Origin of the sequence: Streptomyces sp. NPDC091287 (assembly GCF_044768525.1) — a bacterium.
Classification (GTDB): Bacteria; Actinomycetota; Actinomycetes; order Streptomycetales; family Streptomycetaceae; genus Streptomyces.
Genome location: NZ_JBIVUV010000012.1, coordinates 184,645 through 208,555, shown reverse-complemented (window position 1 = coordinate 208,555; position 23,911 = coordinate 184,645). Strand labels below are relative to the sequence as shown.

Annotated in this window: 25 protein-coding genes; 16 read left to right on the top strand and 9 right to left on the bottom strand. The window is 69.6% G+C overall.

Going from position 1 to position 23,911, the window contains the following annotated elements:
• The first annotated feature begins 25 nt into the window (after positions 1-25).
• The 3 genes from ACIQRW_RS21870 (at position 26) to ACIQRW_RS21860 (ending at position 2,225) form a co-directional block, all read left to right on the top strand.
• Positions 26-598: an FABP family protein gene (locus ACIQRW_RS21870; protein ID WP_069754898.1), complete on the top strand. Its 573-nt coding sequence runs from the start codon at positions 26-28 to the stop codon at positions 596-598.
• A gap of 103 nt (positions 599-701) precedes the next feature.
• On the top strand, positions 702-1,250 hold the full coding sequence (locus ACIQRW_RS21865; protein ID WP_403762783.1) for a Fur family transcriptional regulator: 549 nt from the start codon (positions 702-704) through the stop codon (positions 1,248-1,250).
• A gap of 9 nt (positions 1,251-1,259) precedes the next feature.
• Positions 1,260-2,225, top strand: a complete 966-nt coding sequence (locus tag ACIQRW_RS21860) for a YgfZ/GcvT domain-containing protein (protein ID WP_403762780.1) — start codon at positions 1,260-1,262, stop codon at positions 2,223-2,225.
• Positions 2,226-2,248: 23 nt separating this feature from the next.
• Here the strand turns inward: ACIQRW_RS21860 and dtd are convergent, their stop codons facing one another.
• Positions 2,249-2,698 (bottom strand): D-aminoacyl-tRNA deacylase, encoded by a 450-nt coding sequence (gene dtd / locus ACIQRW_RS21855; protein ID WP_403762778.1) that lies wholly within the window; start codon positions 2,696-2,698, stop codon positions 2,249-2,251.
• 115 nt (positions 2,699-2,813) lie between these two features.
• Between dtd and ACIQRW_RS21850 the strand changes: the two genes are divergently transcribed.
• From ACIQRW_RS21850 to ACIQRW_RS21840, 3 genes are read left to right on the top strand one after another with little or no spacing between them, the layout of a single operon-like run.
• Positions 2,814-3,470, top strand: coding sequence for an ABC transporter substrate-binding protein (locus ACIQRW_RS21850; protein ID WP_403762775.1), 657 nt, complete (start codon positions 2,814-2,816; stop codon positions 3,468-3,470).
• A 50-nt stretch (positions 3,471-3,520) separates the two neighbouring features.
• Positions 3,521-4,507, top strand: coding sequence for an asparaginase (locus ACIQRW_RS21845; RefSeq protein WP_403762772.1), 987 nt, complete (start codon positions 3,521-3,523; stop codon positions 4,505-4,507).
• Between the two features lie 24 nt (positions 4,508-4,531).
• Positions 4,532-5,782 (top strand): GNAT family N-acetyltransferase, encoded by a 1,251-nt coding sequence (locus tag ACIQRW_RS21840; RefSeq protein WP_403762769.1) that lies wholly within the window; start codon positions 4,532-4,534, stop codon positions 5,780-5,782.
• A gap of 112 nt (positions 5,783-5,894) precedes the next feature.
• Here the strand turns inward: ACIQRW_RS21840 and ACIQRW_RS21835 are convergent, their stop codons facing one another.
• Complete coding sequence (locus ACIQRW_RS21835) at positions 5,895-6,737, bottom strand: ABC transporter permease (RefSeq protein ID WP_403762766.1); 843 nt, start codon at positions 6,735-6,737, stop codon at positions 5,895-5,897.
• On the bottom strand, positions 6,730-7,737 hold the full coding sequence (locus tag ACIQRW_RS21830) for an ATP-binding cassette domain-containing protein (protein WP_403762763.1): 1,008 nt from the start codon (positions 7,735-7,737) through the stop codon (positions 6,730-6,732). The genes ACIQRW_RS21835 and ACIQRW_RS21830 overlap by 8 nt, the downstream gene beginning before the upstream one ends.
• A gap of 143 nt (positions 7,738-7,880) precedes the next feature.
• On the opposite strand from ACIQRW_RS21830, the gene ACIQRW_RS21825 reads away from it, so the two are divergent.
• Together ACIQRW_RS21825 and ACIQRW_RS21820 are read left to right on the top strand one after the other, a co-directional pair.
• On the top strand, positions 7,881-8,711 hold the full coding sequence (locus ACIQRW_RS21825) for a TetR/AcrR family transcriptional regulator (protein ID WP_403762760.1): 831 nt from the start codon (positions 7,881-7,883) through the stop codon (positions 8,709-8,711).
• A 19-nt stretch (positions 8,712-8,730) separates the two neighbouring features.
• Positions 8,731-9,426: a TetR family transcriptional regulator gene (locus ACIQRW_RS21820; RefSeq protein ID WP_403762757.1), complete on the top strand. Its 696-nt coding sequence runs from the start codon at positions 8,731-8,733 to the stop codon at positions 9,424-9,426.
• 71 nt (positions 9,427-9,497) lie between these two features.
• Here the strand turns inward: ACIQRW_RS21820 and ACIQRW_RS21815 are convergent, their stop codons facing one another.
• The 4 genes from ACIQRW_RS21815 to ACIQRW_RS21800 all read right to left on the bottom strand — a co-directional run bounded on the left by ACIQRW_RS21815 (position 9,498) and on the right by ACIQRW_RS21800 (position 13,370).
• Positions 9,498-10,298, bottom strand: a complete 801-nt coding sequence (locus ACIQRW_RS21815) for a phosphotransferase (protein WP_403762983.1) — start codon at positions 10,296-10,298, stop codon at positions 9,498-9,500.
• A 26-nt stretch (positions 10,299-10,324) separates the two neighbouring features.
• Positions 10,325-11,065, bottom strand: a complete 741-nt coding sequence (locus ACIQRW_RS21810) for an HAD-IA family hydrolase (RefSeq protein WP_403762754.1) — start codon at positions 11,063-11,065, stop codon at positions 10,325-10,327.
• 165 nt (positions 11,066-11,230) lie between these two features.
• A complete protein-coding gene (locus ACIQRW_RS21805; RefSeq protein WP_403762980.1) occupies positions 11,231-12,247 on the bottom strand; it encodes a peptidoglycan-binding protein in 1,017 nt (338 codons plus the stop codon).
• A gap of 199 nt (positions 12,248-12,446) precedes the next feature.
• On the bottom strand, positions 12,447-13,370 hold the full coding sequence (locus tag ACIQRW_RS21800; protein ID WP_403762752.1) for a LysR family transcriptional regulator: 924 nt from the start codon (positions 13,368-13,370) through the stop codon (positions 12,447-12,449).
• Positions 13,371-13,776: 406 nt separating this feature from the next.
• Between ACIQRW_RS21800 and ACIQRW_RS21795 the strand changes: the two genes are divergently transcribed.
• From ACIQRW_RS21795 to ACIQRW_RS21760, 8 genes are all read left to right on the top strand, one after another.
• Positions 13,777-14,868: a TniQ family protein gene (locus ACIQRW_RS21795; RefSeq protein WP_403762749.1), complete on the top strand. Its 1,092-nt coding sequence runs from the start codon at positions 13,777-13,779 to the stop codon at positions 14,866-14,868.
• Between the two features lie 21 nt (positions 14,869-14,889).
• Complete coding sequence (locus ACIQRW_RS21790) at positions 14,890-15,315, top strand: hypothetical protein (protein ID WP_403762746.1); 426 nt, start codon at positions 14,890-14,892, stop codon at positions 15,313-15,315.
• A gap of 2 nt (positions 15,316-15,317) precedes the next feature.
• Positions 15,318-15,881 carry a TniQ family protein gene (locus tag ACIQRW_RS21785; protein WP_403762743.1) on the top strand — a complete coding sequence of 188 codons (564 nt, stop codon included), beginning with the start codon at positions 15,318-15,320 and terminating at the stop codon, positions 15,879-15,881.
• 119 nt (positions 15,882-16,000) lie between these two features.
• Entirely contained in the window at positions 16,001-16,486 is a 486-nt protein-coding gene (locus ACIQRW_RS21780) for a hypothetical protein (RefSeq protein WP_403762740.1), read from the top strand.
• 130 nt (positions 16,487-16,616) lie between these two features.
• Positions 16,617-17,996 carry a dsDNA nuclease domain-containing protein gene (locus tag ACIQRW_RS21775; RefSeq protein ID WP_403762737.1) on the top strand — a complete coding sequence of 460 codons (1,380 nt, stop codon included), beginning with the start codon at positions 16,617-16,619 and terminating at the stop codon, positions 17,994-17,996.
• Positions 17,993-18,565 carry a hypothetical protein gene (locus ACIQRW_RS21770; protein ID WP_403762734.1) on the top strand — a complete coding sequence of 191 codons (573 nt, stop codon included), beginning with the start codon at positions 17,993-17,995 and terminating at the stop codon, positions 18,563-18,565. Before ACIQRW_RS21775 ends, ACIQRW_RS21770 begins: the two co-directional genes overlap by 4 nt.
• A gap of 1 nt (position 18,566) precedes the next feature.
• Positions 18,567-20,504, top strand: a complete 1,938-nt coding sequence (locus tag ACIQRW_RS21765) for an AAA family ATPase (protein WP_403762731.1) — start codon at positions 18,567-18,569, stop codon at positions 20,502-20,504.
• A 126-nt stretch (positions 20,505-20,630) separates the two neighbouring features.
• Positions 20,631-22,412, top strand: a complete 1,782-nt coding sequence (locus ACIQRW_RS21760; protein ID WP_403762728.1) for a serine/threonine-protein kinase — start codon at positions 20,631-20,633, stop codon at positions 22,410-22,412.
• 128 nt (positions 22,413-22,540) lie between these two features.
• Here the strand turns inward: ACIQRW_RS21760 and ACIQRW_RS21755 are convergent, their stop codons facing one another.
• Together ACIQRW_RS21755 and ACIQRW_RS21750 are read right to left on the bottom strand one after the other, a co-directional pair.
• A complete protein-coding gene (locus ACIQRW_RS21755) occupies positions 22,541-22,792 on the bottom strand; it encodes a hypothetical protein (protein ID WP_403762726.1) in 252 nt (83 codons plus the stop codon).
• 72 nt (positions 22,793-22,864) lie between these two features.
• Entirely contained in the window at positions 22,865-23,665 is an 801-nt protein-coding gene (locus tag ACIQRW_RS21750; protein ID WP_403762724.1) for a hypothetical protein, read from the bottom strand.
• Positions 23,666-23,911: the final 246 nt, after the last annotated feature.

Below are 23,911 nucleotides of genomic sequence, written 5' to 3'. Positions count from 1 at the left end.
CCCTCACAGATCGTCTGAGCCGCTCATGATCGAGATTCCGTCCGACCTCCACCCGGACCTCGTCCCGCTGGCCTTCCTCCTCGGCAACTGGGCGGGCGCGGGCGTTTCCGACTTCCCCGGCGCCGAGAAGTGCAACTTCGGCCAGGAAGTCACCTTCAGCCACGACGGCCGTGACTTCCTGGAGTACGTCTCCCACACCTGGGTCCTGGACGACGAGGGCAAGCAGGTCCGGCCGCTGGAGACCGAGACCGGCTACTGGCGCATCGACAAGGACCGCAAGGTCGAGGTCGTCATGGCCCGCGACCAGGGCGTCATCGAGATCTGGTACGGCGAGCTGGCCAACCAGAAGCCGCAGATCGACCTGGTCACCGACGCGGTGGCCCGCACGGCGGCCTCCGGCCCGTACAGCGGCGGCAAGCGGCTCTACGGGTACGTCAAGAGCGACCTCATGTGGGTCGGCGAGAAGGCCACCCCGGAGGTCGAGCTGCGTCCGTACATGTCGGCGCACCTGAAGAAGGTCGTCACCCCCGAGGAGGTCGCCGAGATGGCGCGGAACCTCGAGGACATGCCCGACGACGGCATCGCGTTCTTCAAGTAGGGACTCATCGAGCGGGGGTTCCTCGGGCGGGGATTCTTCCCGCAGGGAGCCCGCCCGGGGCCGGGGCTGCTGTCCGGTGCTCACCCCGCCCTACACTGGGCGTGTGGTGAGCACCGACTGGAAGACCGATCTTCGGCAGCGCGGCTACCGGCTGACCCCCCAGCGTCAGCTCGTCCTGGAGGCGGTCGACGACCTGGAGCACGCGACTCCGGACGACATCCTGTGCGAGGTGCGCAGGACCGCGTCCGGCGTGAACATCTCCACGGTGTACCGGACCCTGGAGCTCCTGGAGGAGCTCGGTCTCGTCAGCCACGCCCATCTGGGGCACGGCGCCCCGACGTACCACCTGGCCGACCGGCACCACCACATCCACCTGGTCTGCCGGGACTGTGCGGACGTCATCGAGGCGGATCTCTCCGTCGTCGCCGAGTTCACCGAGAAGCTGCGCGCCGATTTCGGCTTCGAGACGGACATGAAGCACTTCGCGATCTTCGGCCGCTGCGCGGGGTGCGCGGCCGCGAAAACGGCGGCGGACGGGGCAGCGGACGGGGCCGCGGGCGTGGTCGTGGACAGGGCCGTCGGCGGGACCGCTGACCGGACCGCCGACGCGGGTGCGAACACGCCAGCGAAGGGCGCCGCCGCCAAGTCGTAGGCTGGGCGCATGAAGAGCCCCTTGCTGTCCCTGCCCGGTGCCGTTCCCGCCGAAGGCCGCGACGAAGGTGTCGCCGCGCACTACGGCGACCTGTTCCGCGAGCAACGCGCGCTGGCCGACGGCAACGGCTTCGTCGACCTCTCCCACCGGGGCGTCGTCACCGTCACCGGCGACGACCGGCTGAGCTGGCTGCACCTGCTGATCACCCAGCACGTCAGCGACCTCGCCCCGCACCAGGCCACCGAGGCGCTCATCCTGTCCGCCAACGGGCACATCGAGCACGCGATGTATCTGGTCGACGACGGCACGACGGTGTGGATGCACGTCGAGCCGGACACCCAGGGCGAGCTGATCGCCTACCTGGAGTCGATGAAGTTCTTCTACCGGGTCGAGGTCGCCGACCGCACCGGCGACATCTCGGTCGTCCACCTCCCGGCCGGCTCCATCGCCGAGGTCCCGGACGGGGCGGCCGTACGGGAGACCCCGCAGGGCCGGGACCTGTTCCTGCCCCGCGCCGACCTGGAGGCGTACGCCGCCGCCCACGGCCCCGCCGCCGGGATCCTGGCGTACGAGGCGCTGCGCGTGGAGGGCCACCGGCCGCGCGTCGGCTTCGAGACCGACCACCGCACCATCCCGCACGAGCTGGGCTGGATCGGCGGCGCCGTCCACCTCCAGAAGGGCTGCTACCGGGGTCAGGAGACCGTCGCCCGCGTCCACAACCTGGGGAAGCCGCCGCGCCGACTCGTCTTCCTGCACCTGGACGGCAGCGAGGTGCACCTCCCCGGCCACGGGACGCCGGTGCGGCTGGCCGCCGACGGTCAGGAGGGCCGTCAGCTCGGCTTCATCACCACCTCGGCCCGCCACCACGAGCTGGGCCCGATCGCCCTCGCCCTGGTCAAGCGGAACGTGGCCGTCGACGCGGAGCTGCTCGCCGGCGACACGGCGGCAGCCCAGGAGACGGTCGTGGAGCCGTAGCACTCCGGTTCCCGCGCCCGCCGTCACACCTCGATGATCACCGTGAACGGGCCGTGATTCGTGAGCGAGACCCGCATGTCCGCTCCGAATCGGCCCGTCTCCACGTGCGCTCCCAGGGCCCGCAGCCGCGCCACGACCTCGTCCACCAGCGGCTCGGCCACCTCGCCGGGCGCGGCGGCGTTCCAGGTGGGCCGGCGGCCCTTGCGGGCGTCCCCGTAGAGAGTGAACTGAGAAATCACCAGGAGGGGGGCGTTCACATCCGAACAGGACTTCTCGCCCTCCAGGACGCGCACCGACCAGAGCTTGCGGGCCAGCTGCGCCGCCTTCTCCGGGGTGTCGTCATGGGCGACCCCGACCAGCACACACAGGCCCTCGCCGACGATCTCCCCGACGATTCCGGGGGCCGAGGGATCTTCCTTCGCACCGGCGACGGAGACGCTCGCGCCGTCCACTCTCTGTACCACTGCACGCATACAGACCAACCTATCTTGGGCTGAACGGGTACAGAGCACCTGCATCGGCACCGTGCGGAGTGGCACGATGCACGATGTCGGTGTGCCGACGCACCGGTCGAGGGGACGGAACAGCATGAGTACCTATGGAGCCGGACAATCTCCCGGAGCCGTACCGGGCGCACGTCACCGCACCAGCACCCTGCGGTCACCCGTACAGCGCAGTCTGCCGGGGCAGAGTCCCGTACCGCCACCCGCGACGCCCGCGGCAGCCGCCACCGTGCCCGAGCAGGCCGGCGGCGACGCGGGCTTCGGCGGGCTGCGGCTGCCGGAGCTGCGGACGCTGCGCCGGGACGCCCAGCGCGACGAGGCCGACCTCAGTTACGTACGCCGGCTGGTGCAGGGCCGGATCGACATCCTCCGCGCCGAACTGGCCCGTCGCCGGGACCCGGAGGCCCCGGTGGAGGACGCGGCGGTGGTGAGCCGGCTCTCCGAGATCCTGACCGACACCCCGTCCCGGCACCGCACCTCCGCGCGGCACGTCACGCTGACGACGCCGCGCGGCGACGAGTTCCGGCGGCTCGCCGCGGAGAACCTCGCCGAGGTCCAGCTGTCCGACCTGGACGCCCGGACGGACGAGGAGCTGCACTCGGCGATGGGCCGGCTCGTCCGCTACGAACAGCAGGTCTCCCGCCGCCGTCACGAGCTCCAGCGCACCGCCGACGATTGCGGCGCGGAGATCGCCCGCAGGTACCGTGACGGGGAAGCACAAGTAGACGACCTGCTCGCCTGAAGCGACCCTTCCGGGCGCGGGTCCCGCACCCCCGTCCCCGGAAGGCCACCATGACGTCCACCGACGCCCCGTCCGCCATATCCACCGTCCCGGCCCCCGCCCCGCCCGTCCTGGCCGAGGTCGTGCGCTCCGGGTTCACGGAGGGGCACCACCGGGGATCGCTGGTTCTGCTGGCCGCCGACGGCAGCGTGGAGCGGGCGATCGGGGACCCGGCGGCGCCGGTCTTCCCCCGGTCCTCCAACAAGCCGATGCAGGCCGCCGCGATCCTGCGGGCCGGCCTCGACCTCTCGGGCGAACGGCTGGCGCTGGCCGCCGCGAGCCACTCCGGGGAGCCCTTCCACCTCGACCTCGTACGGAAGATGCTCGCCGAGCACGGGCTGAGCACCGCCGACCTCCGGACCCCGCCGGACCTGCCGCTGGACCCGGTGGAGGCGGAGGCCTACCTCGGATGCGGGAACGTGCGCGAGCGGATCACGATGAACTGCTCCGGCAAGCACGCGGCCATGCTCGCCGTCTGCGTCCGCAACGGCTGGGACACCGCGACCTACCTCGCCCCGGACCATCCGCTCCAGCAGCTCGTCGGGCAGGTCGTCGCCGAAGCCGCCGGCGAGCCGGTCGCGGCGCTCGGCACGGACGGCTGCGGGGCCCCGCTGATGGCGATCGGGCTGACCGGCCTGGCCCGCGCCTTCCGGTCCTTCGTGCTCGCGGAGCCCGGGAGCGCCGAGCGCCGGGTCGCGGACGCGATGCGCGCCCACCCGGAGTACGTCGCGGGCACCCGGCGTCCGGACACCTGGCTGATGCGCGAGGTGCCGGGGACGCTCTCCAAGATGGGCGCCGAGGCGGTCCAGGCGGTGGCGCTGGCCGACGGCCGGGCCCTCGCCTTCAAGATCGACGACGGCGCCACCCGGGCGCTCGGCCCGGTGCTGGCCCGCGCCCTGGCGCTGCTGGGCGTGGACGCCCCGGTGGTCGCCCGGATCGGGCGTTCGCCGTTGCTGGGCGGGGCGGCGGAGGTCGGGCAAATTCGCGCGACATTCTGAGGAGCGCCTGCCTAGCGTGAAGGGATGAGCCTCGATGTCCGTACCGTCACCGCGTCCGACTACCCCGACTGGCTGAGGGCCGTGCAGAACGGTTTCCTGACCGCCGGCAGGCCGGGCGAGGACGATGTCGCGGACCGGCTCGTCAGCATCGATCTCTCCCGCCTCCAGGGCGTGTTCGACGCCGGGCGCTGTGTGGCGACGTTCCGCTCGTTCGCCCAGGAGCTGACCGTCGTGGGCGGGGCCACCGTGGCGGCCGACGCGATCACCGGGGTCACGGTGGCGCCCACGCACCGCCGACGCGGACTGCTCAGCCGGATGATGGCGTCGGACCTGGCGGCGGCCAAGGAGCGCGGCGAGCCGGTCGCCTCGCTGATCGCCGCCGAGTACCCGATCTACGGGCGGTACGGCTTCGGCCCCGCCGCCTGGAACGCGGTGTGGGAGGTCTCCGTGCACCGGGCCGGTCTCGACCCGCGCCGCTCGGGGCAGCCGGCGGGCGGCGGCCGGATCGAGATGGTGGACGGCGCGGACATCCGCAAGATCGGCCCCGAGGTGCATGGAGCGCTCGCCGCCCGGCAGCCCGGCGTCGTCACCCGCGACGAGCGCTGGTGGCGGCTGCGCACAGGGGCCACGCCCCTTTCGGAGCACGACAAGTGGACCGAGCCGTTCTACGTCGTGCACCGCGCCGCGGACGGTGAGATCGACGGCCTGATGACGTACAGCGCGGACGACGAGTGGGGCGACGCCATGCAGCCGCAGAACACCGCCTCCGTACGGGACATGATCGCGCTGAACCCGGCGGCCGAGCGGGCCCTGTGGCACTACCTCTGCTCGGTCGACTGGATCACCACGGTCCGCTCGGGCCACCGCGCCCCCGACGACCTGCTTCCGCTGCTGCTGCCCGACCCGCGCGCGGCCCGGATGATCACGAACGTGGACTGGCTGTGGCTGCGGATGCTGGACGTGCCGCGCGCCCTGGAGGCCCGGACCTACGGCACCGAGGCGTCGCTCGTCCTGGACGTCCGGGACGAGGCGGGGCTGGCCGGGGGCCGTTTCCTGCTGGACGCCTCGACCTCCGGCGCCCGGTGCGTCCCGACCACTCGGAGCGCCGATCTGGCCCTGGGCGTGGCCGAGTTGGCGACGCTGTATCTGGGCGACGAGTCCGTGCGGCGGCTGGTGGACCTGGGTCGGGCCGAGGAGCTGCGGACGGGTGCGGCGACGACGGCGGACGCCGTGTTCCGTACGGGCCGGCGGCCGTGGTGCCCGGACGTGTTCTGAGCCCCGCCCGCCGCCGGGACCGGAACCGGGACCGGAACCGGGACCGGGACCGGAATCGGGACTGGAACCGGAATCGGGACTGGAACCGGGACCGCGGTCCCGGAGCCGGCGGTCAGCGGGTCCGGATCCGGAACAGCGTCCCCGAGACGCCGATCGCCACGGCGAGCATCCCCGCGGCCCAGGCGAGCGCGATCCAGGGGGTGTTGCCCACCTCCTGGCCGAGCAGCAGTCCGCGCAGGGACTCGATCGCCGGGGTGATCGGCTGGTGGTCGGCGAAGCCGTGCAGCCAGTCCGGCATGTTCTCGGTCGGGACGAACGCGCTGCTCGGGTAGGGCAGGAACGACATGAAGAACGTGAAGCCGCTCGCCGCCTCCGGGGTTCGGGCCAGCAGGCCGATCGCCGCCGAGATCCAGGACAGGGCCACGATGTAGGCCACCAGCACGACGCCCACCACGAGCCAGCCGCTCCAGGAGGCGGCGGGGCGGAATCCGATCAGCAGCGCGACGCCGAAGACCAGGGCGGTGGCGCAGAGGTTGCGGACGGTGCTGGCCGCCACATGCCCGGCCAGTACCGGCGTACCGCCCACGTCCAGGGAGCGGAACCGGTCGATGATGCCGCCCTTCATGTCCTCGCTGACGGCGGTGGCGGTGGTCGCGGCGCCGAACCCCGCGGACAGGAGCAGGACGCCCGGCACGACGTACATGACGTAGGAGTCGTAGCCCGTTCCGGTGTCGATCGCCCCGCCGAAGAAGTAGACGAAGATCAGCATCAGCATGATCGGCAGGGCCAGGGACGTGATCAGCGCGTCGGTGTTGCGGCTGCTGATGCGCAGGGCGCGTGCGGCCATGACGGCGGTGTGGGTGAGCGGACCGGGCCCGGGGTCGGGGCTGGGGCGCCGCGCGGCCCCGCCGGTGTGCCGGGCCGGGGTTCCGCGCCGAACGGCGGTGTCAGACATGGGTGGATGCCTCCGGAGTCGTGGGCGCCTTCGAGGTCAGGTCCAGAAAGACGTCGTCGAGGGTCGCGCTGTGCAGGCTGAAGCGTTCGATCTCATGGCCCGTCGGGTCGATCTCGTCGAGCAGGGCGCGCACCTGGGCCGCCGAGCCGTCGGTGGGGAGACCGAGCGTCAAGGTCTCAGGGGAGTGGTGGACGGCCCGGCCGGCCAGCCGGAGGTAGGCCTCGTTGCTGGTGAGGACCAGGTCGAGACGGTGGCCGCCGACGCGGGACTTGAGGTCGGCGGCGGTGCCCTCGGCGACGATCCGGCCCCGGTTCAGCAGGGCGATCCGGTCGGCGAGACGGTCGGCCTCCTCCAGGTACTGGGTGGTGAGCAGGACGGTCGCCCCGCTCGCGGCAAGCTCCCGGACGACCCCCCAGAGTTCCTGGCGGCTGCGCGGGTCGAGGCCGGTGGTCGGCTCGTCCAGGAAGAACACCCCGGGCTCCGGTGAGCCGACGAGCCCGGCGGCCAGGTCGAGGCGGCGGCGCATGCCTCCGGAGTAGGTCCGGACGGGGCGGCGGGCCGCCGCGGTGAGGTCGAAGCGTTCCAGCAGCTCCCCGGCCCGGCGCCGGGCGTCGGCCCGGGAGAGCCCGGTGAGCCGGGCCATCATCCGCAGGTTCTCCTCGCCGGTCTGGGTCTCGTCGACGGCGGCGAACTGGCCGGTGAGGCTGATCGACCCGCGCACCGCGCTCCGCTCGGCGACGACGTCGTACCCCGCGACGCGGGCGGAGCCGGAATCGGCCTCGGTCAGCGTCGCGAGGATCCGCACGGTGGTGGTCTTGCCGGCCCCGTTCGGTCCGAGCAGGGCGAAGACGGTGCCGCGCGCGACCTGGAGGTCGATGCCGTCGAGGACCCGGACGGCGGGTTTTCCGTAGGACTTGGTGAGGCCGTACGCCTCGATGGCGTGGGCGCCGTCGGCGGCGCCCACGCTGCCGCTGTCGGTGGTTCCGGTCGGACCGGTCATGGTCGGGCCTCCTTCTGCGTATGGCATACGCGTTATTGCGTAAGCATTACGCATCTCTAGGATGGGGTCAAGGCGCACGGGGGCGCGGAGCGCGACGGCGCCAGGACGGCGGCGTGGCCGGGACGGCGGGCGAAGGGGATGCGGTGACGGAGAAGAACGGCTCGGGCGGCGGCGATCTGCCGGCCAGCCTGGAGGCGGCCTGGGGGCTGCGGGACCGCCCGGCCAAGGGACCGAAGCCCGGCCTGAGCCTGGAGCGGATCGTGGCCGCGGCGGTGGCCGTCGCGGCGGCCGACGGGCTCGCTGCCGTGTCGATGGGCCGGGTCGCCCAGGAGCTCGGCGCGTCCACGATGTCCCTGTACCGGTACGTCTCCGCCAAGGACGAGCTGTACGTCCTGATGCACGAGGCGGCCATCGGCCCGCCGGATCCCCTGTCCGCCCTGGAGGCCGGTGCGGGCTGGCGGGCGGCGCTCACCGCATGGGCGTCCGCGCAGCGCGAGCGGTACCACAGCCACCTCTGGGCGCTCCGGATCCCCATCGGCGGCCCGCCCGCGACCCCGAACTCGATCGCGTGGTGGGAGCAGGGGCTCCAGGCGCTGGGGGACAGTGGTCTCGGCGAGGGGGACAAGACCTCGGTGATCCTGCTGGTCTCGAACTTCGTGCGCAGCGAGGCGCTGATGATGAGCGACCTGGCGGCCGCCGTCGCCGCGCGCGGGATCACGCCCGAGGAGTTGATGGCCTCCCACGAACGCACCCTCAAGCGACTCGTCGACCCCGAGCGGCACCCCGGAATCACCCGGCAGCTGGAGACCGGGGTGATGAGCGAGCCGGACGAGGCGGACTACGAGTTCAGCTTCGGCATGGGCGTGCTGCTGGACGGGGTGGCGGCGCTGATCCGCAGGACGGCCGACACCCATGACGCCTCGGGCACTCCCGGAGCTCCCGGTGTCTCCGGTGGCGACGTCAAGTCTGCTTGAGGTCAGGGGCGTACGCTTCATGGTCATGAGCGGAGAGAAAGCCGGGGGCGAGTCCGGGAGTGGGACCGAGGTTCGGGCCCCGGGTCGGGCGCCGGAGCGTCCCCCGGCACCGGTCGGTCTGCGGGAGCGCAAGAAGCGGCTGACCTATCAGGCGGTCTCCGACGCGGCCATCACGATGTTCCTGGAGCGCGGCTTCGACAAGGTGTCCGTGGCGGAGGTGGCGGCCGCGGCGGACATCTCCAAGCCGACGCTCTTCCGGTACTTCCCCGCCAAGGAGGACCTGGTCCTGCACCGGTTCGCCGACCACGAGGACGAGTCCGCCCGGGTGGTCGCCGAACGACCCGCCGACGAGGGCCCGCTGGACGCCCTGCGCCGCCACTTCCTCGACGGCCTCGACCGGCACGACCCGGTGACCGGACTCTGTGACGTACCGGAAGTGCTGGCGTTCCTGCGCCTGTTGTACGGAACGCCGTCCCTGGTCGCCCGCATGTACGCCTACCAGGGCCGCTCCGAGGCGGCACTCGCCCGCGCCCTCGGCGGCGGGCTGCCCGAACGGCTCGCGGCCGGGCAGATCATCGCCGTCCTGCGCATCCTGGCCCTGGAGAACTGGCGCCGGATCGACGCGGGGGAGAGCGCGGACCGGGTCCACGCGTCCGCGGTACGGGCGGCCGAGCAGGCGTTCGTCCAGTTGCGGACGGGCCTGGAGTCGGACTGAACCGGAGCCGGAACCGCGGTCGCGGGGTTGGGGAGTCGAGGGGTTGAGGGGCGTGGGCCGGTTCGCGGCGGTCAGTCGGCGAGCAGGGCCCCGGTCAGTGCGCGGCGGTCATCCACCAGCCAGGCCTGGTGCAGGTCCCACACCGCGCGCCCGTTCTTTTCGTACGCCGCCATGTACGCCGCGTCCCCCCGTTCCACCCGCAGCTCGACGAACGCCCGGCACACCGCGGTGGCCTGCTCGATCACCCGGGGCAGGGCGGCCCGGTCCGCGCGCCCGAGTCCGTAACCGTCGGCCAGGACGCGCAGACGGTGCGACGGGTCGAGGCCGGCCCGGCCCCGCATCGGCGCCCAGTAGCGCGCCGCCATGGCCACGTCCCACACCGGGCGGCCGGGCGCGGCCAGGTCGAAGTCGATGAGCGCGGCGGCGCGGCCGTCCCGGAACACCACGTTCTCCAGGCACACGTCGTTGTGGCAGACCACCGCGCCGGGAGCCGTCGCCCCCTCCGGGTCGGCCAGGTCCCCGGGCCAGCCGGCCGCCCGGCCGGGCGGAACGGCCGCCGCCGCTTCGTGTATGCGCCGGAGCAGCGCCCCCACGGAGCGCAGGGCCCCGTCCGTCCAGGCCCACGGCGGGTGCGGGGCGACGGCGACCTCGCCGGGGACGTACGAGAGCCGCTCGCGGCGTTCGGAGGCGGAGACCCCCAGGGGAACGGGCACGCCGTCGAACCCCTGCTCCCGGAGGGCCCGGAGGTGGGCGTGCAGGAGGGCGGCGTGCGGTGGGGCGGGGCGTTCGACGGCGTCGCCGTGACGGACGACGGCCCCGGCGTTGACCAGTCCGCCGGACAGCACCTCCGGGTCCCGGTCCACCGGGCTCAACACCTCCGGGTCCCGGTCCAACGGGCTCAACGTGTCCGGGCGGCGGCGAACCGCTCCGCCCCGTCGGCCGCCCCGTCCGCCACCCCAGTGCTCCCCGCCTCCTGCGAGCACGGACCCAACGCCCTTCGCAGATCGGCCGGTTCGCGGTAGAGGACGCCGGTCATGCCGAGGGCGGTGGCGGCGTCGACGTTCTCCTGCCGGTCGTCCACGAACAGGCACCGGGCCGGCGGTACGCCCGCCCGCCCGGCCGCGATGCGGTAGATGGCCGGGTCGGGCTTGGCCACCTGCTCCACCGCGCTGCTCACGACCGCGTCGGCCAGGTCGGACAGGCCCAGCAGGGCGAGATCAGCGTCCAGTTGGAGGGTCGCGTTGGTGACGATCACCAGGGGGACGTGGGTCCTGGCCCGGCGCAGCAGCGCCACCACCTCGTCGTCGGCCCGGAACGGCGCGTCCGCGAGTGCCCGGCCCAGTGCGCGGGCCCGGTCCGCGCCCACCCGCTCCACGAGCCCGGCGGCGATGGCCGTCACCCAGGCGTCCGGGGTGATCCGGCCCAGGAGCAGCGGGAGATCGACCTCGGGCGCGTAGGCGATGTCCGTCGTGGTGCCCTCCGGCAGTCCGGCGGCCCGTTCCAGGGCGGCGAGCGGGGCGGTGTCGTAGAAGCGGACGACGTTGTCGAGATCGCAGAGCACAGCGTCGAAGGTGCGGTCGGCGGAGGCCGGAGGTGCTGTCGGAGTGCCGTCGTCGCCGGGGGCGGATCGCGTACACATGCTTGGTACTGGACTCCTGTGGTGGCTTTCGGTGGGGTGCGCCGAGTGCGGAGGAACGTGGTCGACCATAACCGGCCGCCGGACCGTTCATGGCCGACCACTGCCGCCCTTGCGGGCGGCCCGCGGGACGTCACGCGTCACCGTGCGTCCCACACTCGGCGGCGGTCAGCCGGTCAGCGCCCGCCAGGTCACCGGGCCCGACTCGCCGTCGGCCACCAGGCGGTTGCCGCTCTGGTAGGCGCGTACGGCGCTCGTGGTGACGGAACCGAACCCGCCGTCGACCGCCAGTCGGGCGCCGCGTTTGTTCAGCGCGGTCTGCAGGGCGCGGACATGGGACCCGCTCGCCCCCTGCCGCAGCGTGTACACGAGTACGGGCCAGGTGGCCGGTCCGACCTGGCCGTCGGCCGCCAGCCCCTTGGAGCGCTGGAACCGCTTGACCGCCTCGACGGACAAGGAGCCGTAGCTCCCGTCGGCGGCCGGCCCGTGGCCGCGTCGGTTCATCAGGTGCTGGATCACCACGACCGTGGCGCCGCTCGCGCCCGGGTCGATCCTCGACCAGCCTCCGGACAGGTCCACGCCCCGGGCGGCCAGGAAGGCGACCGGGTTCACCGTGGTGCCGAGGCGTCCCGAGTGGGTCTCGAAGTGCAGGTGGGGCCCGGTCACATTGCCGGTGGCCCCCATGTCGGCGATGCGCTGTCCGGCCGAGACCTTGGCGTTGAGCGCGACCTGGTAGGCGCTGAGGTGACCGTAGTACGTGTACTGGTTGTTGCCGTGCGCGATCACCAGGGCGTTACCGGTCCGGCCCGGCAGCCCACCTCCCCACGACCGGCGGACGACCGTGCCCCCGGCCGCCGCGTGGACGGCGGTGCCCGTGGAGTTGCTGACGTCCTGGCCGGCGTGGGACGCGCCGCCCCGGGGTGCGCCGTAGTGGCCCCCGGCCGGGAACCGGCCCAGAGCGGGATTGGCCCACGCCCCGTTCTTCGCCGCCGCAGCCGTCGCCGCTGCTGCTGCTGCCGCCGCTGCCGTGGAGGCCCCGGCCGAGAGGTTCACGCCGAGCCCGCCCAGCCCCAGCCCCAGCCCCAGGCCCGCCAGCAGCCGCCGCCGGGACAGGCCGTGGTCGGGGCTCTCCCTGTCCGCCGGTGTCTCCGCCGGCGCGGCGGTGGTTGCACAGGATCGGCACATCATGTCTCCCTCGAAGCGGGTCGAGCACGTGGGACGTCAGGGCGCGTGGGCGCGTGGGTGTCTGGGTGAGCGGCATCAGTGGATACAAGGATCTACCCGCATAGACGATAGGGCCGGGCGGCTGCCCGGTCAGGGGCCCACGGGCCCAGTGGGGGGCCCAACACGCGTATGGATGAGCCGAGTTCCGCACCGGGCCCGCCTACCGCTCAGGCCCGCCCGGCTGGGGGATCCGGGATGCCAGCTCCTCGGCGAGGCGGGCGGCGGGCCCACGGCGGCGGCGGGAGAGGGCCAGCCCCAGGTGGCGGCGCGGGCTCGGCCCGGCCAGCGGGAAGGCGACCAGCTCCGGATGCCGGGTCAGGCCGATCTCGGGGATCAGCGCGATGCCTACGCCGGCGCGGACGAGCGACTGGGCGAAATCGTAATCCGTCGCCGTGCACGAGATGCGCAGCTCGACGCCGGCCAGCTCGGCGTGGCCGACGAGCTGGGCGGCCGACTTCCGGCAGCCCAGGATCCATCGCTGATCGGCGAGTTCGGCCAGGTGCGGTGGCTCCGGGCGTTCCAGGTAGCGCGCCGCGGCGGGGTGGTCGCGCGGCAGGACGACCCGCAGCGGGTCCACACCGAGGGGCGTCCAGTCGAGGCCGGACCGGTCGCCGGCCCAGGCGGGCGGCGGGCCGTCGAAGTGGTAGGCGAGGGCGAGATCGGCCCGCCCCTCGCGGACACCGGGCAGGCTTTCCTCCGGCTCCGCCTCCAGGATCGTCAGCTCCACCTCCGGGTGTTCGGCGACGAATCCGGAGAGTGCGGCGGGCAGCAGCCGACGACCGCCACTGGCGAACGTGGCGACGGTGAGCGCGATCCGTTCGGCGGCCAACTTGTCGATGCGGCGCTGGGTGTCGGACAGTTCGGCCGCGATCGAGTCCGCCGCCTCCACCAGCAGGCGGCCCGCGTCCGTCAGCGTGACGCCCCGGGTGGAACGTTCGACCGCAGGGGCGCCGAGGCCACGCTCCAGCGCGGCGATCTGCTGCGAGACGGCCGAGGGCGTGCAGTGCAGTGCGAGGGCCGCCTGATTGAAGCTGCCGCGACGAGCCACCTCGCGCAGGACGGCAAGCCGCTGAACATCGATCAACAGTTCTCCTCATGACGTGGTGCGTCGATCGACACTACCGCCGTTGACCGGAGCTGAGCAGACTGCATGCCGAAGGCGCTGAAAGACCCGGGAAGACGCACAGCAGGCCCGGGAAGACGCAGGCAGGCCCGGGAAGACGCAAGCAGGAGCAGGAAGACGCCGGGCGGGACGGCGCGCGGGCCTTTGCAGGACAGTGCGGGACTCCGCAGGGCGATGACTGAAGAAGGGCAAGAGCTACAACCCCGACGCCTCCACCCAGACTGAGCGCCGCTTCGACCTGGTCACACTCGACCCCTTCGACTACAGCAGTGACGCGGGCATCGCGGCTTTCATCGACCACCTTGTCGGTGTCGAGAATCAGATTCGGCTCTTCAACGCCGGCCCCGGCACGCTGTCCCAGGGGCTGATGCCCGAGTATCTCTACCGCCGAACCCACGGCATCGTCGGTCTCCTGCGGCGCCTGATCGAGGACGGGCTGACCAAGGCAATGGAGAGCGGCTTGGAGAATCTGACCATCGACCTCCTCGACGAGATCGCCATCAACCTGGGCAACGTCCCCGGCAAGGACGGCATACGCGACGCCGAAGCCGGAGAGATCCCCCGACGTGGACACTGCCCCACAGCCGAGGACGAAAGCAGCCCGGAGGATCCCGAAGGCCCGGAAAGGGCGCAACACGGTTCTCGACGACCGCGGCACACCTCCGGCGGCCGAGGCATGACCCTGCGTCCCTTGCCCCGCAGCCTCGACCCACTCGAAGACGAAACCTTTGTTGGCTTCACTCTCCGCCTCGCCCGTCACAACGGCACGACCCCGGAGCAAGTCGCAGCCCGTTTGGGGTTGATGGATGGGCTGGGTGAGACCCCCGGCGCCGTCTCCCCCTGGCTGCTGGTGGACATGGACAAGCCACGTCTTGCCCGGGCGGCACGCGCGGCAAATCTGACCGTGGCGGAGACCGACAAGTTACTGCTCGCCCCCATAGGGCATCGATACGGTCTGGTGAGCAGGAGGTACCGGCCGTGGACGAGTCCCCGCCAGCTGGACCGTCCCAATCGATGGATCCTCGTACGGACCTCCCAGTACTGCCCATCCTGCCTCGCGGGCGACGGAAGTCCGCAAGAGGCTCTGAATGGCGGTGCCTGGAGACGGTCGTGGCGCCTGCCGGTGGTCTTTGCTTGCGTTCGGCACAGGCAGCTCCTCCATCGGGTCTGTCCTGCTTGCCGCACCCCTGGTCAGTTCGCCCGCGCTGGCATGATCGCTCGCCCGGGGATGGAAGAACTCCACCCGGCCCAGTGCCGATCGCCATCCTTTCCGGGCTCGGACGGTATCCGCCTGTCGGTCTGCGGGACCGACCTCTCACGCGTCGGACCAGCTTGTATCCCGGAGGACGCCGACTCCTTCAAGGCGCTGCTGGCCCTCCAGGGCCGCCTCGACGAACTGCTGGCCACCAACGGGCCTCAAAACATTAGTAGTTGCGGCAGACTCGTGCCGGTCGCCTAATACTTTATCGATTTGCGGGTGGTGGCCACGTTGATCCTCGCCTCCTGGCCGGAAGCAAGCCGTTTCGCAGCGACACCCGCCCTGGCGCAGGCGATCGAACGGGAAGCCGTGCAGCGGATGCGCGACAGCCGACGCCGCACGCGGCGGGGCGGGTCGAAAGGCCCATACGGGATCAACTCGCTGCTCTCACCTATGGACTCAGCCCAGAACATGGGCGCGGTACTGGGCATCGCTGTGTCCGTACTCGAAGCCCGCGACAAGAACTGGACACAGCGAGTGCTACGCCCGTTCTACGACACCGCCCTTGCATTGAACCGCGACACCTTCCGACGCCTCGCACGCCTCCCCGGCACATCCCTTGGGCTGCAGCAAGTGCTTGGAGTCGCAAAGGAGGCATCGGACACTCCGAACCTCGAGATCCACGTCCGCGGCCCACGAAACGGCTGATCATGCGCTCCCTGCCCCGCAGCCTCGATCCGCGTCACGACGAGACGCTCACCGGATTCGTGCTTCGCCTGGCTCATCGACTGGGCACCACCCCCGCAGAGATCCTGCTCCGCACCGGCCTGGCGCCCGGGGGTAGTCCTGGTCTACCTACCCGCCTGCCCTTGAGCTTCCATTGCCACTCGGACGAGGCCCACCTCGCGGCCTTTGCCCGCGCCACCCTCTTGATGCCCGCCGAGGTCGCCGACATGCTCCTCGTGCCGCTCGGGCAGCGGTATGGGCCACTGGACCCCGCGTTCACGCCACGCAGCACCCCAGCCCGGATGATCTACGACAACCCGTGGGTGCTGACCCGCTCCACGCGCTACTGTCCTCCCTGCCTTGCCGGGAACGGCACCCCCATCCAGGACCGGCACGGCGGTCCTTGGCAACGGCTGTGGCGCCTTCCGGTGACCTTCCTATGTGTCCGACACCAACGACTCCTCGCCCACCAGTGCCCCGGTTGCGGCGCACTTGCGCAGCCCCCCACGCAGGCAGCGCCATCGCCCGCCTGTCGGACGATGCTCTGAACCCGTGGCAATGCCGGTCGGCTGAGGCGCGTTCGGAACCGGCCGAGCATCCCGCGCATGCCTGCGGAGCCGACCTGAGCCGGGAAAGCGCCCCCGTCGGGAAACTCGATTCGGCCACTATGGCCGTGCTCGTCCAAGTTCAACGACACCTTGCGGGCTTGCTCGCTGCGGGAGGCCCTGAGAGCACGACGAGCGCGGGGGCGCCGGTCCCCGTCGCCCACTACTTCGCAGATCTGCGCGCGACGGTCGCCATGATCTTCCGAACCTGGCCCGAAGCACGCCCGGGCGCCAGCACATCGTTCCTGGCCGCCGTGCTCGATGACGAGCATGCTTCCCGCGCTGCGGAGGCTCAGCCCTTGCTTAACACCGCCGGGAAGAAGAAGACCTCCAAGCCCTACACCGCGCCGCCGACCGATTCCTTGGCAACGGGCGCGGTTCTGCAGATCGCGACGCGGTTGCTCCGAGCGTCGGATCCCTGCGAGGCGAGAGAGTCGATGACCCCGCTCGTTCAAAGACTTCGCGATGCCGACCGTGCCCTCAGCGCCTACTTGTGCCGCGTTGCCTGGATCTCAACGCCCATGAGGGCTGCGGTCGGCGACTGCTGAAGGCACCAAGCTGCGACGGAATGTTACGTAGCGATGCTGGAGTGTGATAAAGGTAGGGATCTTCACTCCCGGTGCCGGGATGGAAGCGGCGGGGGACGTGCCCTGATACGGGGCCGGATCGGGGGCGTCGATGGTCGACACGGCGGGCACGGGTGTTGGGGCTGGAGGCGCTAGAGCGTCCGCCGAGCCGGAGAGGCCGGACGGTTCACCGCACGCCATCTTCGAACTGGCTCCGGAAGAAGACAGCGGCTCGGACACGCTGGGCCGTTACCGGTACCAGGCGGAGGTAGCTGCCCGAGAGTGTCTCGCCATGCTCACGGAGGACTCAATTGACTTCGTCGTCTGCGAGTGGCACGAGGACTTCGTCGTGGCGTGGGCTGATGGTTCCGTGGAACTGGTATCGGTCAAGCATCGCGAAGAAAATCAGGGCACCTGGTCGCTTACGGAGTTGTGCAAGAGCGGCGGCCTGACCCACCTCTTTGACCGCTGGTGCGCATGCGAGTGTGCCGCCAATGTTCGACTCAGACTGGCCACGAACGCGGCGCTGAGTCCGACCAAGGGTAATGCCGGCACGCTGGCTCGGATGTGCGGCCCGGAGCCGGAACTCACAGATGGGCTGTCCTCTATGGCGGAGACAATCGCCCGCCAGATGCTGAAAGTCCGTTGGAAACAGCCCTATCCCAACGTCCCGGACACTCCCCAGGTGAGCAAGCTCGCTGACGTCCAGGTGCCAACGGGGTTCGTGGAGAGGGTCCTTCGCTTCCTCGCAGTCCTGGAGATCTCCTGCGATCCACCCCAGCGAGCGCACATCACCGACGTCAACATCCAACGGCTTCTAGTGCCGGCCGTCGAGCAACTACAGCTCGCGCATGTCGACCTTGAGAGCACGTACCGGGCTGTCGTCGATCGGATCGAGCGTGCTAACCGTGATGAGAGCGACCGCAGCCAGCTTGCTGTCTACATCGCCGACCCGAGCCGCGTCCGTCACAGCACGCGGATGCAACAGCGCATCGGCCGGCGCAGTATCACCCGCGAGATCGTCCGCCAGTCGATCGCGTACACGACGGTTCAGCTGCCCACGTTCCCCCGCGGTCAGGTGCCCGTGCTGGCACCGGGAGGAGCAAAGCTTGGCCGCAAGCTGCGCCGGGGCCTGGTGCCCTCGGACGAGGCGGCGTTCGCCGAACGGCTCCGCTCCGCGTGGTACACGACCTGGTCCGAGCGCCGCTCCGGCCTGGCCGGGGATGAAACCGACCTTTTGAATCTGTCCATGGACGTGCTGGAGATGGCCTTCGAGTGCCGACGCCATGCGCGCGCCCAGGTCGCCGAGGGCAGCGAGTTCGGTAACAAGATGAACGACCTGCTGGTTGAGAGACTGAAGGTCGACGCTCTGCCGTCGCCGCCGCCGTTTTTGCTCAGCAACCTGCATTTGCGGGGCTTGGCCTACCAGCTGTGCGACGAGTGCCTCTTCTTCTTCTCCGAGAGTTTCAACACGGATGAGGAAGCCTCATGACCCGTAGCGCCGACTTCGAGACCGCCGCAGCGCGCATGCGGACGCAGCGGCGGCAGGCAGAGCAACGTGAGGTCCACTACCACGAGGCGCGCATTCTCCTGCTCATCTCGCAGTTCACCACCCCCAAAGGGGGGCTCGACGGTCTGACAAAGCTCGCGAAACTCGACTTCCTGCTGCACTATCCAGCGATGCTGGAACGCCTCCTGCCTGCTGGCGAAGCGTCGTGGCCGGCAGGAACCGCCCCCACACCACCCGAGCGCCTGGCGGTCGAAAGCCGTATGACCCGCTACAAGTACGGGCCCTGGGACCAGCGCTACTACAGCGTCCTCGGTTCACTCGCCGCCCGCGGCCTGATCGTCTACAGCAACAGCGCCAGAGCCGAATTCCGTGCCACGCCGCAGGGCACCGCGGCCGCGGCCTCTCTTGCTGCAACCCCGGAGTGGGACGTTGTCGCCAGCCGCATCAAGCTGTTAAAGCGGCATTTCAACAAGTCAGGATCGGCCTTGAAAAACCTCATCTACGACCGCCTGCCCGACGCCGTCGACCGGCCCTGGCGGACGGAGATCTGACATGGCCGTCCACCTGCGCATCGTGGCCTTGACCGTCACCACCGCCGAGGCGGAACAGACCTACCGCTTCGACCGTCCGGCCACCGTGATCACCGGCCCCATCGGCACTGGCAAGTCCAGTCTGCTGATGCTCTTCAAGCACGCCCTCGGCGGCAGCGCCATGCTCACCCCGGCGGTCCGCGACCACGTCCTGTCGGTCCAGGCCGAGGTCGTGGCCGGCGACGAACGTGTTGTCCTCAGGCGGACCATCGAGGGAGACACCGCCGACACTGTGGATCTCCTCGATCCACACTCCCTCGCTCTGGAACGCACCCTTCCTCTGCGGGCCTCGGAAGGCGTCACCACGCTCTCCGATCATCTCCTGGACGAGCTCGGATTCCCGCGCGAACAGATCGCCGCACGACGAGAAGGAGCAGCGCGGCCGCAGAACCTCACCTTCAACGATCTGTACGCCTACGTCTACCTCCAGGCCCGCGAGATCGACCGTCAGGTTGTCGGTCACCTGGATAGCTGGTTTGAGACCAAGCGCAGAGAGCTCTTCCGCCTGATGTTCGGGCTCACCGACAGCGCGCTCATGGAGCTCAAGCGCACCAGGAATCAGCTCTTGGACACACTGAAGGCCAGAACCGCCGAGCACGACAACGTCAGCTCCTTCCTGGCAGCTTCCGACCCCCGCAGTGACGACGAACTGCGGGCTGAACTCACTCAGCTGCGCGACACCCTAGAGCGGGCATCGTCCGCGCTGGCCAGCCTCCGCACCGAACTTCAGGAACAGACCGCCGCCGACACCGCGGTGCGTGACGAGCTGCAGAACGCCATCCGCGCCGCGCGGCAGACCGAAGAAGAGGTGTCCGCGGCCGCCGACCTCGTGGAGGCGCGGCATGCCGTCGTTGCTCAGGTACAGCTCGACCTCTCCCGTCTCGCACGGTCGGTCACAGCCATCGACCAGCTCTCCCCTTTCGAGTTCGTCGTCTGCCCACGGTGCATGCAGTCGCTGGCGGCCCGGGCCGTCGAGGACGAACACTGCCTCGTCTGTCTCCAACCCGACCCCGTCGAGGCCGACATCGATCCGGCTGCCATCGAAGAGACACGCGCGGCCCTGCAGCAGCAGCTTGAGGACGCACAGCGCATCCAGCAGTCGGACGAGGCGCACCTGCAGACCGTCCAGGAGCGTTTGCAGCAACTCAGCTTCGCCGTCACCAGCCTGCGCCGAGAGCTCGACGCCCAGACCCGCAACGCGGTCGCCCCGCGCTTCGACGCCATCGCCGAGGCCAGCTCCCGCGTCGCCTCGCTCAAGGCCAGCATTGATGCCATCACCCAACTGCGCGAATCCTGGGCACGGGTGCGCACCATCGACGCAGACATCCGCTCGCTTAAGGCCGACCGACGGCAGGTCAACAAGGACATCAAGGAGAAGTCCGAGCAGCTCAAGGCTAGCCAGACTCTGGTCGGTGACCTCAGCACCGAGTTCAGCCGACTGCTCACCAGTTGGAACCTGCCCTGGGTCGACACGGCAGTCATCGACCGTGACACTTATCTGCCGGTGGTCAACGGACGGCCCTTCGAGACCCTGCAGGCCTCCGGCGGGGGCATCGCCACCTCCGTCAACCTCGCCTACAGTCTCACGCTCCTTGCCTTCGGGCTCGACCACCCCGACGTCCTCGTTCCATCGTTTCTCGTGATCGATTCACCGCGCAAGGCCTTCGGTAATAACGACTCCGACCGGCAACGCGCGGCCGAGATCTACAGTCGATTCAGAACGCTGGCTGACGCATATGGCGAACGTCTGCAACTGATCATCGCCGACAACGACCCCCCGCCCACCACCAGCGACTCCTTCGGCAAGGTGGAGTTCGACTACGAACACCCCATGGTGCCCGGTGCGGTTCACCCTGGCCCTGATCAGGTCAGTCGCATCGAGAGCCAGTCAGATAGCTGACGAACTTGGTGTCTCGCGAGAGACGGTACGCAAGTGGTGGGCACCTACGTCGCCCCGCCTGAGAATGCTCTGGTCCTGGTGGCAATTGGCCGGTGTCACCGCCTCCACGGTCAGTAGGGTGGGTTCATGCCGAAGAACGAACCGTTCATCATCGACGGAGTCACTTACGAGCGCGATTCTGCTCCGGGAGAGGGCGGATCAGCCGTGGTGTGGAAGGTCCGCCGTATACCCGACGGTCAGGTGCTCGCAGTCAAACGGATTAAGAAAGACCGCGACGCGGACTCCGCTCGCAACAAGCGTTTCAAGCAGGAGATCGAGTACGGGCAGACATCGAGCCACCCGAACGTCGTGAGCATCCACGCGCGTTCAGAGGACGCGAACTTCTTCTACTACGTCATGGACTTCTACCCGATGACGCTGCGAAACGTGATCAACGACGAAACCGATGCTGACGTGCTTGTCGACTACGCGCGCCAGCTCTGCGATGCGCTCGCATATGTGCATGGCGACGGCATAGTGCATCGCGACATCAAACCTGAGAATGTCCTCGTCGACCCTGATGCGCGTCGGCTCGTCCTGGCCGATTTCGGCATCGCGCATTTCAAGGACTCCTCTCTCACGAATCGCGGGGACCTCCTAGTGAACCGGAACTACCTCGCTCCTGAGCAGATGGTGAGGAACAATGCCCTCGGTATCGGCAAGCCGGCGGATATCTTTGCGCTCGGCCTCGTCATAACCGAGATGTTCACGAAGCAGAACGCCCGAGGTCGACGACACGCGCTGGTGCGCGACCGCTATCCCTTCCTGGCCGACCTCGACCTGATCATTGAACAGATGCTGCTCCAAGATGAGGCGCAGCGGCTCCGCATCGACACCGTACGCGGCATGCTTCGGGTAACCCTTCAGCGGCTCGACTCGGCACTCGAGGAGATTTCCGATGATCTGCGCCCCGACGAAGCGTCCGCCGACAGCTCGTCCGGCGAGGTCGAGCGGGTCCTTGGCCGTGCCGCGAGAGATGTGCTGTCGGCGAAGCATGTCTTCGAGCGGGTCGCCGACGGAGAGCTTGACCGTTTTAACCTCAACTATCACTGTGAGGTTGCGTACCGGGTGAGCACGGAGCTGTTCAATACGTGTGCTCAAGCCGTTGTATATGCCTTGTGTAAGGCGAAATTCGATTATGAGGGCGCCGGGCGGTGGGACGAGAACGACGACGCTCTCGTGTTGTCGGCCGCCAAGCCGGGACTACAACGCGAGCTGGAGGCGATTCTGGCTGATTTCCCCCTCCCTCGGTCTTCGCGCTGGGGCGGTCTGCCACGGCGGTCGGCTCACTTGTTCCGGTTCTGCAAGGCCTACCACTGCGAAGAGCTGCTGACGAGCATCCGTGAATCTGTCTACGGTGAAGGTAATCGCTCGTTGCAGGCGAATTTGATCGACGCCCCGATCCTCTGGATCGCCCGCTGGATGCGTACGAGTCTGGACACCGACTACCTGGAGTTCGACAAAGCAGTTCGCGAGGACATCGGCTTCGAGCGCCACCTCTCGGTGCTCTGGGACAAGACGCTTCCGTTGGATTCGGCCCGAGAAGCGGTGGGAGTGGATCTGTTGACCGAGCCGCTCAACGCCGACCGCGTCGCCGGCACACTGCAGGCGCTTGAAGCGAAATGGGATGTCTCCGTGGGAGAGCTCGTAGACGGTGGGTACTCGGTCATGTTCCGGTCACGCAACACGTACCGCTGCTTCCACGACGAGGCGCTCGCCCTCGCAGAACCGGGCTCAGTATTCGAAGCCGACGTCCTCGATCTGCTCCGCCCTGAGGCGGAGTTCGACGACCTCGTCGCACTCACATGGGATCGGGACTTCGACGTGGCCATCACGCTCGGGAAGGTCCTGGGCACCCTCACGCGCTAGTGTCCTGAGTCCAAAGTTCAAGGGCGGTCACAGGATGGGGTGGTGCCTGGTCCGAAGCCGTTGTCGCTGGAGTTGTCCGATCACGAACGCCAGGTGATGCGTGGCTGGTTGTGTAAGCGGACGGCGTCTCAGGCGTTGGTGTTGCGGTCGAGGATCGTGCTGGCATGTGCGGAGGGTCGGGCGAACGCGCAGCTCGCACCCGCGCCGGGCAGGACGACCGCACGGCGCTCGATCTGGGTGTCTCGCGGGAGACGTGCGCAAGTGACGGCCCGATTCTTGGCGAATCGGCTGGAGGGTGGCTCAACCTCTTCGAGCGCTGGTTCGCTGAACTGGTCTGCCGCAAACTCGGGGTCTGCTGGTGAGGTGGCGTCGATATGCATGCCCCGATTTGGCGCTATCCCGCCGTGGCGAAGGGATCGGCTCCTGCTCGGCGAAGCTGGGCGTCGCCCACGTCAGTTGGCGGCGTCCCGGCGAAGGCGACGCCGAGGGACGATGTCCCCAGAGATACCGAGGTGCGCGGTGGCCTGGTCAAGCTCCTCGGCCAGCAACTGCTCGCTGAGGATGGAGTTAAGGATCCGGCCGGCCTGGATCAGGCAGACGGCCGTCCAAATGACGTCGTTCAGGCCACTCTCCCTGGGCTTGTTCCGCAGTTCCCAGCCGCCGGCCCGTGTGCGATGGAGATACAGCTGCGCTGTCTCTCGTGTGGTGTGGGAGTAGGAACTGAGGTGCCGGTAGGGCAGATAGCTTTCCTGCTCTCCGAATGCCGCCATCAGGTCGGCGGTGTTGCGGATCTCGTTCGTCAGCCGGACAACCTCAGGGGCCGGGTGGGCGGTGCGTTCGTCGACAGCGGCACGGACCTTTGCCTCGACCTCGTCTCCCTCGACATCCCACCCAGCTCGCTTCGCGTTAGTGATCAGCTTGAGGAGCTGGTCGTCGCTGTAGGCGTCAACGGCCTGCACCGCGGCGTCGCCGCCGTCAACGAGCCAGGCCATCGCCACCGCGTGCGTCATCAGGTTCCGCATCACCGGTGCGACGACGAACCCGTTACCGTTCTTGGCCGCCTCCGCCACCACGCGGGCGGAGGCCGAAATGAGCATCCACCAGCTCCACGCGACTGGTGCCACCGCCTCGTGTTCGCGGAGGAAGCCAATGCCGCCCACTCCGGAGGCCATCCTGTCGCGGGCGGCCAGCAGCTGGTCGATGACGTCGAGAGCGCGCCAGGCCGTGGCCTCGTCATGCGCAAAATCGGGCATAGCGCCAATCTATGGCTCCGCGACCCGAAACCGCCCCACAATTTCCGACTGGACCTGGAAGGCGACAGCTGTCGCGCAAATACGACACCTATCGTGCTCAGTTGTCCGTTCCCAAAAGATCTGGATCGAGGTGGTGCCTCTGACCTGGTCCTTGTCAGTTCTGCTGGGACGGGTTGGAAGCCGGGCGGCCCAGTGGATCTGGGCGCTGCTGCGCCTGCTTGAGCGCGAGCTGAGACCGTCCCACTT

Bases quoted from the DNA above. Each gene is read 5' to 3' on its own strand.
- ACIQRW_RS21830 (WP_403762763.1), bottom strand. From the start codon at position 7,737: ATGACCGGTCCGACCGGAACCACCGACAGCGGCAGCGTGGGCGCCGCC.
- ACIQRW_RS21780 (WP_403762740.1), top strand. From the start codon at position 16,001: ATGGCCGTGCTCGTCCAAGTTCAACGACACCTTGCGGGCTTGCTCGCT.
- ACIQRW_RS21770 (WP_403762734.1), top strand. From the start codon at position 17,993: ATGACCCGTAGCGCCGACTTCGAGACCGCCGCAGCGCGCATGCGGACG.
- ACIQRW_RS21765 (WP_403762731.1), top strand. From the start codon at position 18,567: ATGGCCGTCCACCTGCGCATCGTGGCCTTGACCGTCACCACCGCCGAG.
- ACIQRW_RS21845 (WP_403762772.1), top strand. From the start codon at position 3,521: ATGACGTCCACCGACGCCCCGTCCGCCATATCCACCGTCCCGGCCCCC.
- ACIQRW_RS21820 (WP_403762757.1), top strand. From the start codon at position 8,731: ATGGTCATGAGCGGAGAGAAAGCCGGGGGCGAGTCCGGGAGTGGGACC.
- ACIQRW_RS21840 (WP_403762769.1), top strand. From the start codon at position 4,532: ATGAGCCTCGATGTCCGTACCGTCACCGCGTCCGACTACCCCGACTGG.
- ACIQRW_RS21795 (WP_403762749.1), top strand. From the start codon at position 13,777: ATGCCCGAGTATCTCTACCGCCGAACCCACGGCATCGTCGGTCTCCTG.
- ACIQRW_RS21860 (WP_403762780.1), top strand. From the start codon at position 1,260: ATGAAGAGCCCCTTGCTGTCCCTGCCCGGTGCCGTTCCCGCCGAAGGC.
- ACIQRW_RS21775 (WP_403762737.1), top strand. From the start codon at position 16,617: ATGGTCGACACGGCGGGCACGGGTGTTGGGGCTGGAGGCGCTAGAGCG.
- ACIQRW_RS21785 (WP_403762743.1), top strand. From the start codon at position 15,318: ATGCGCTCCCTGCCCCGCAGCCTCGATCCGCGTCACGACGAGACGCTC.
- ACIQRW_RS21750 (WP_403762724.1), bottom strand. From the start codon at position 23,665: ATGCCCGATTTTGCGCATGACGAGGCCACGGCCTGGCGCGCTCTCGAC.
- ACIQRW_RS21835 (WP_403762766.1), bottom strand. From the start codon at position 6,737: ATGTCTGACACCGCCGTTCGGCGCGGAACCCCGGCCCGGCACACCGGC.
- ACIQRW_RS21805 (WP_403762980.1), bottom strand. From the start codon at position 12,247: ATGTGCCGATCCTGTGCAACCACCGCCGCGCCGGCGGAGACACCGGCG.
- ACIQRW_RS21810 (WP_403762754.1), bottom strand. From the start codon at position 11,065: ATGTGTACGCGATCCGCCCCCGGCGACGACGGCACTCCGACAGCACCT.
- ACIQRW_RS21870 (WP_069754898.1), top strand. From the start codon at position 26: ATGATCGAGATTCCGTCCGACCTCCACCCGGACCTCGTCCCGCTGGCC.
- dtd (WP_403762778.1), bottom strand. From the start codon at position 2,698: ATGCGTGCAGTGGTACAGAGAGTGGACGGCGCGAGCGTCTCCGTCGCC.
- ACIQRW_RS21850 (WP_403762775.1), top strand. From the start codon at position 2,814: ATGAGTACCTATGGAGCCGGACAATCTCCCGGAGCCGTACCGGGCGCA.
- ACIQRW_RS21760 (WP_403762728.1), top strand. From the start codon at position 20,631: ATGCCGAAGAACGAACCGTTCATCATCGACGGAGTCACTTACGAGCGC.
- ACIQRW_RS21755 (WP_403762726.1), bottom strand. From the start codon at position 22,792: ATGCATATCGACGCCACCTCACCAGCAGACCCCGAGTTTGCGGCAGAC.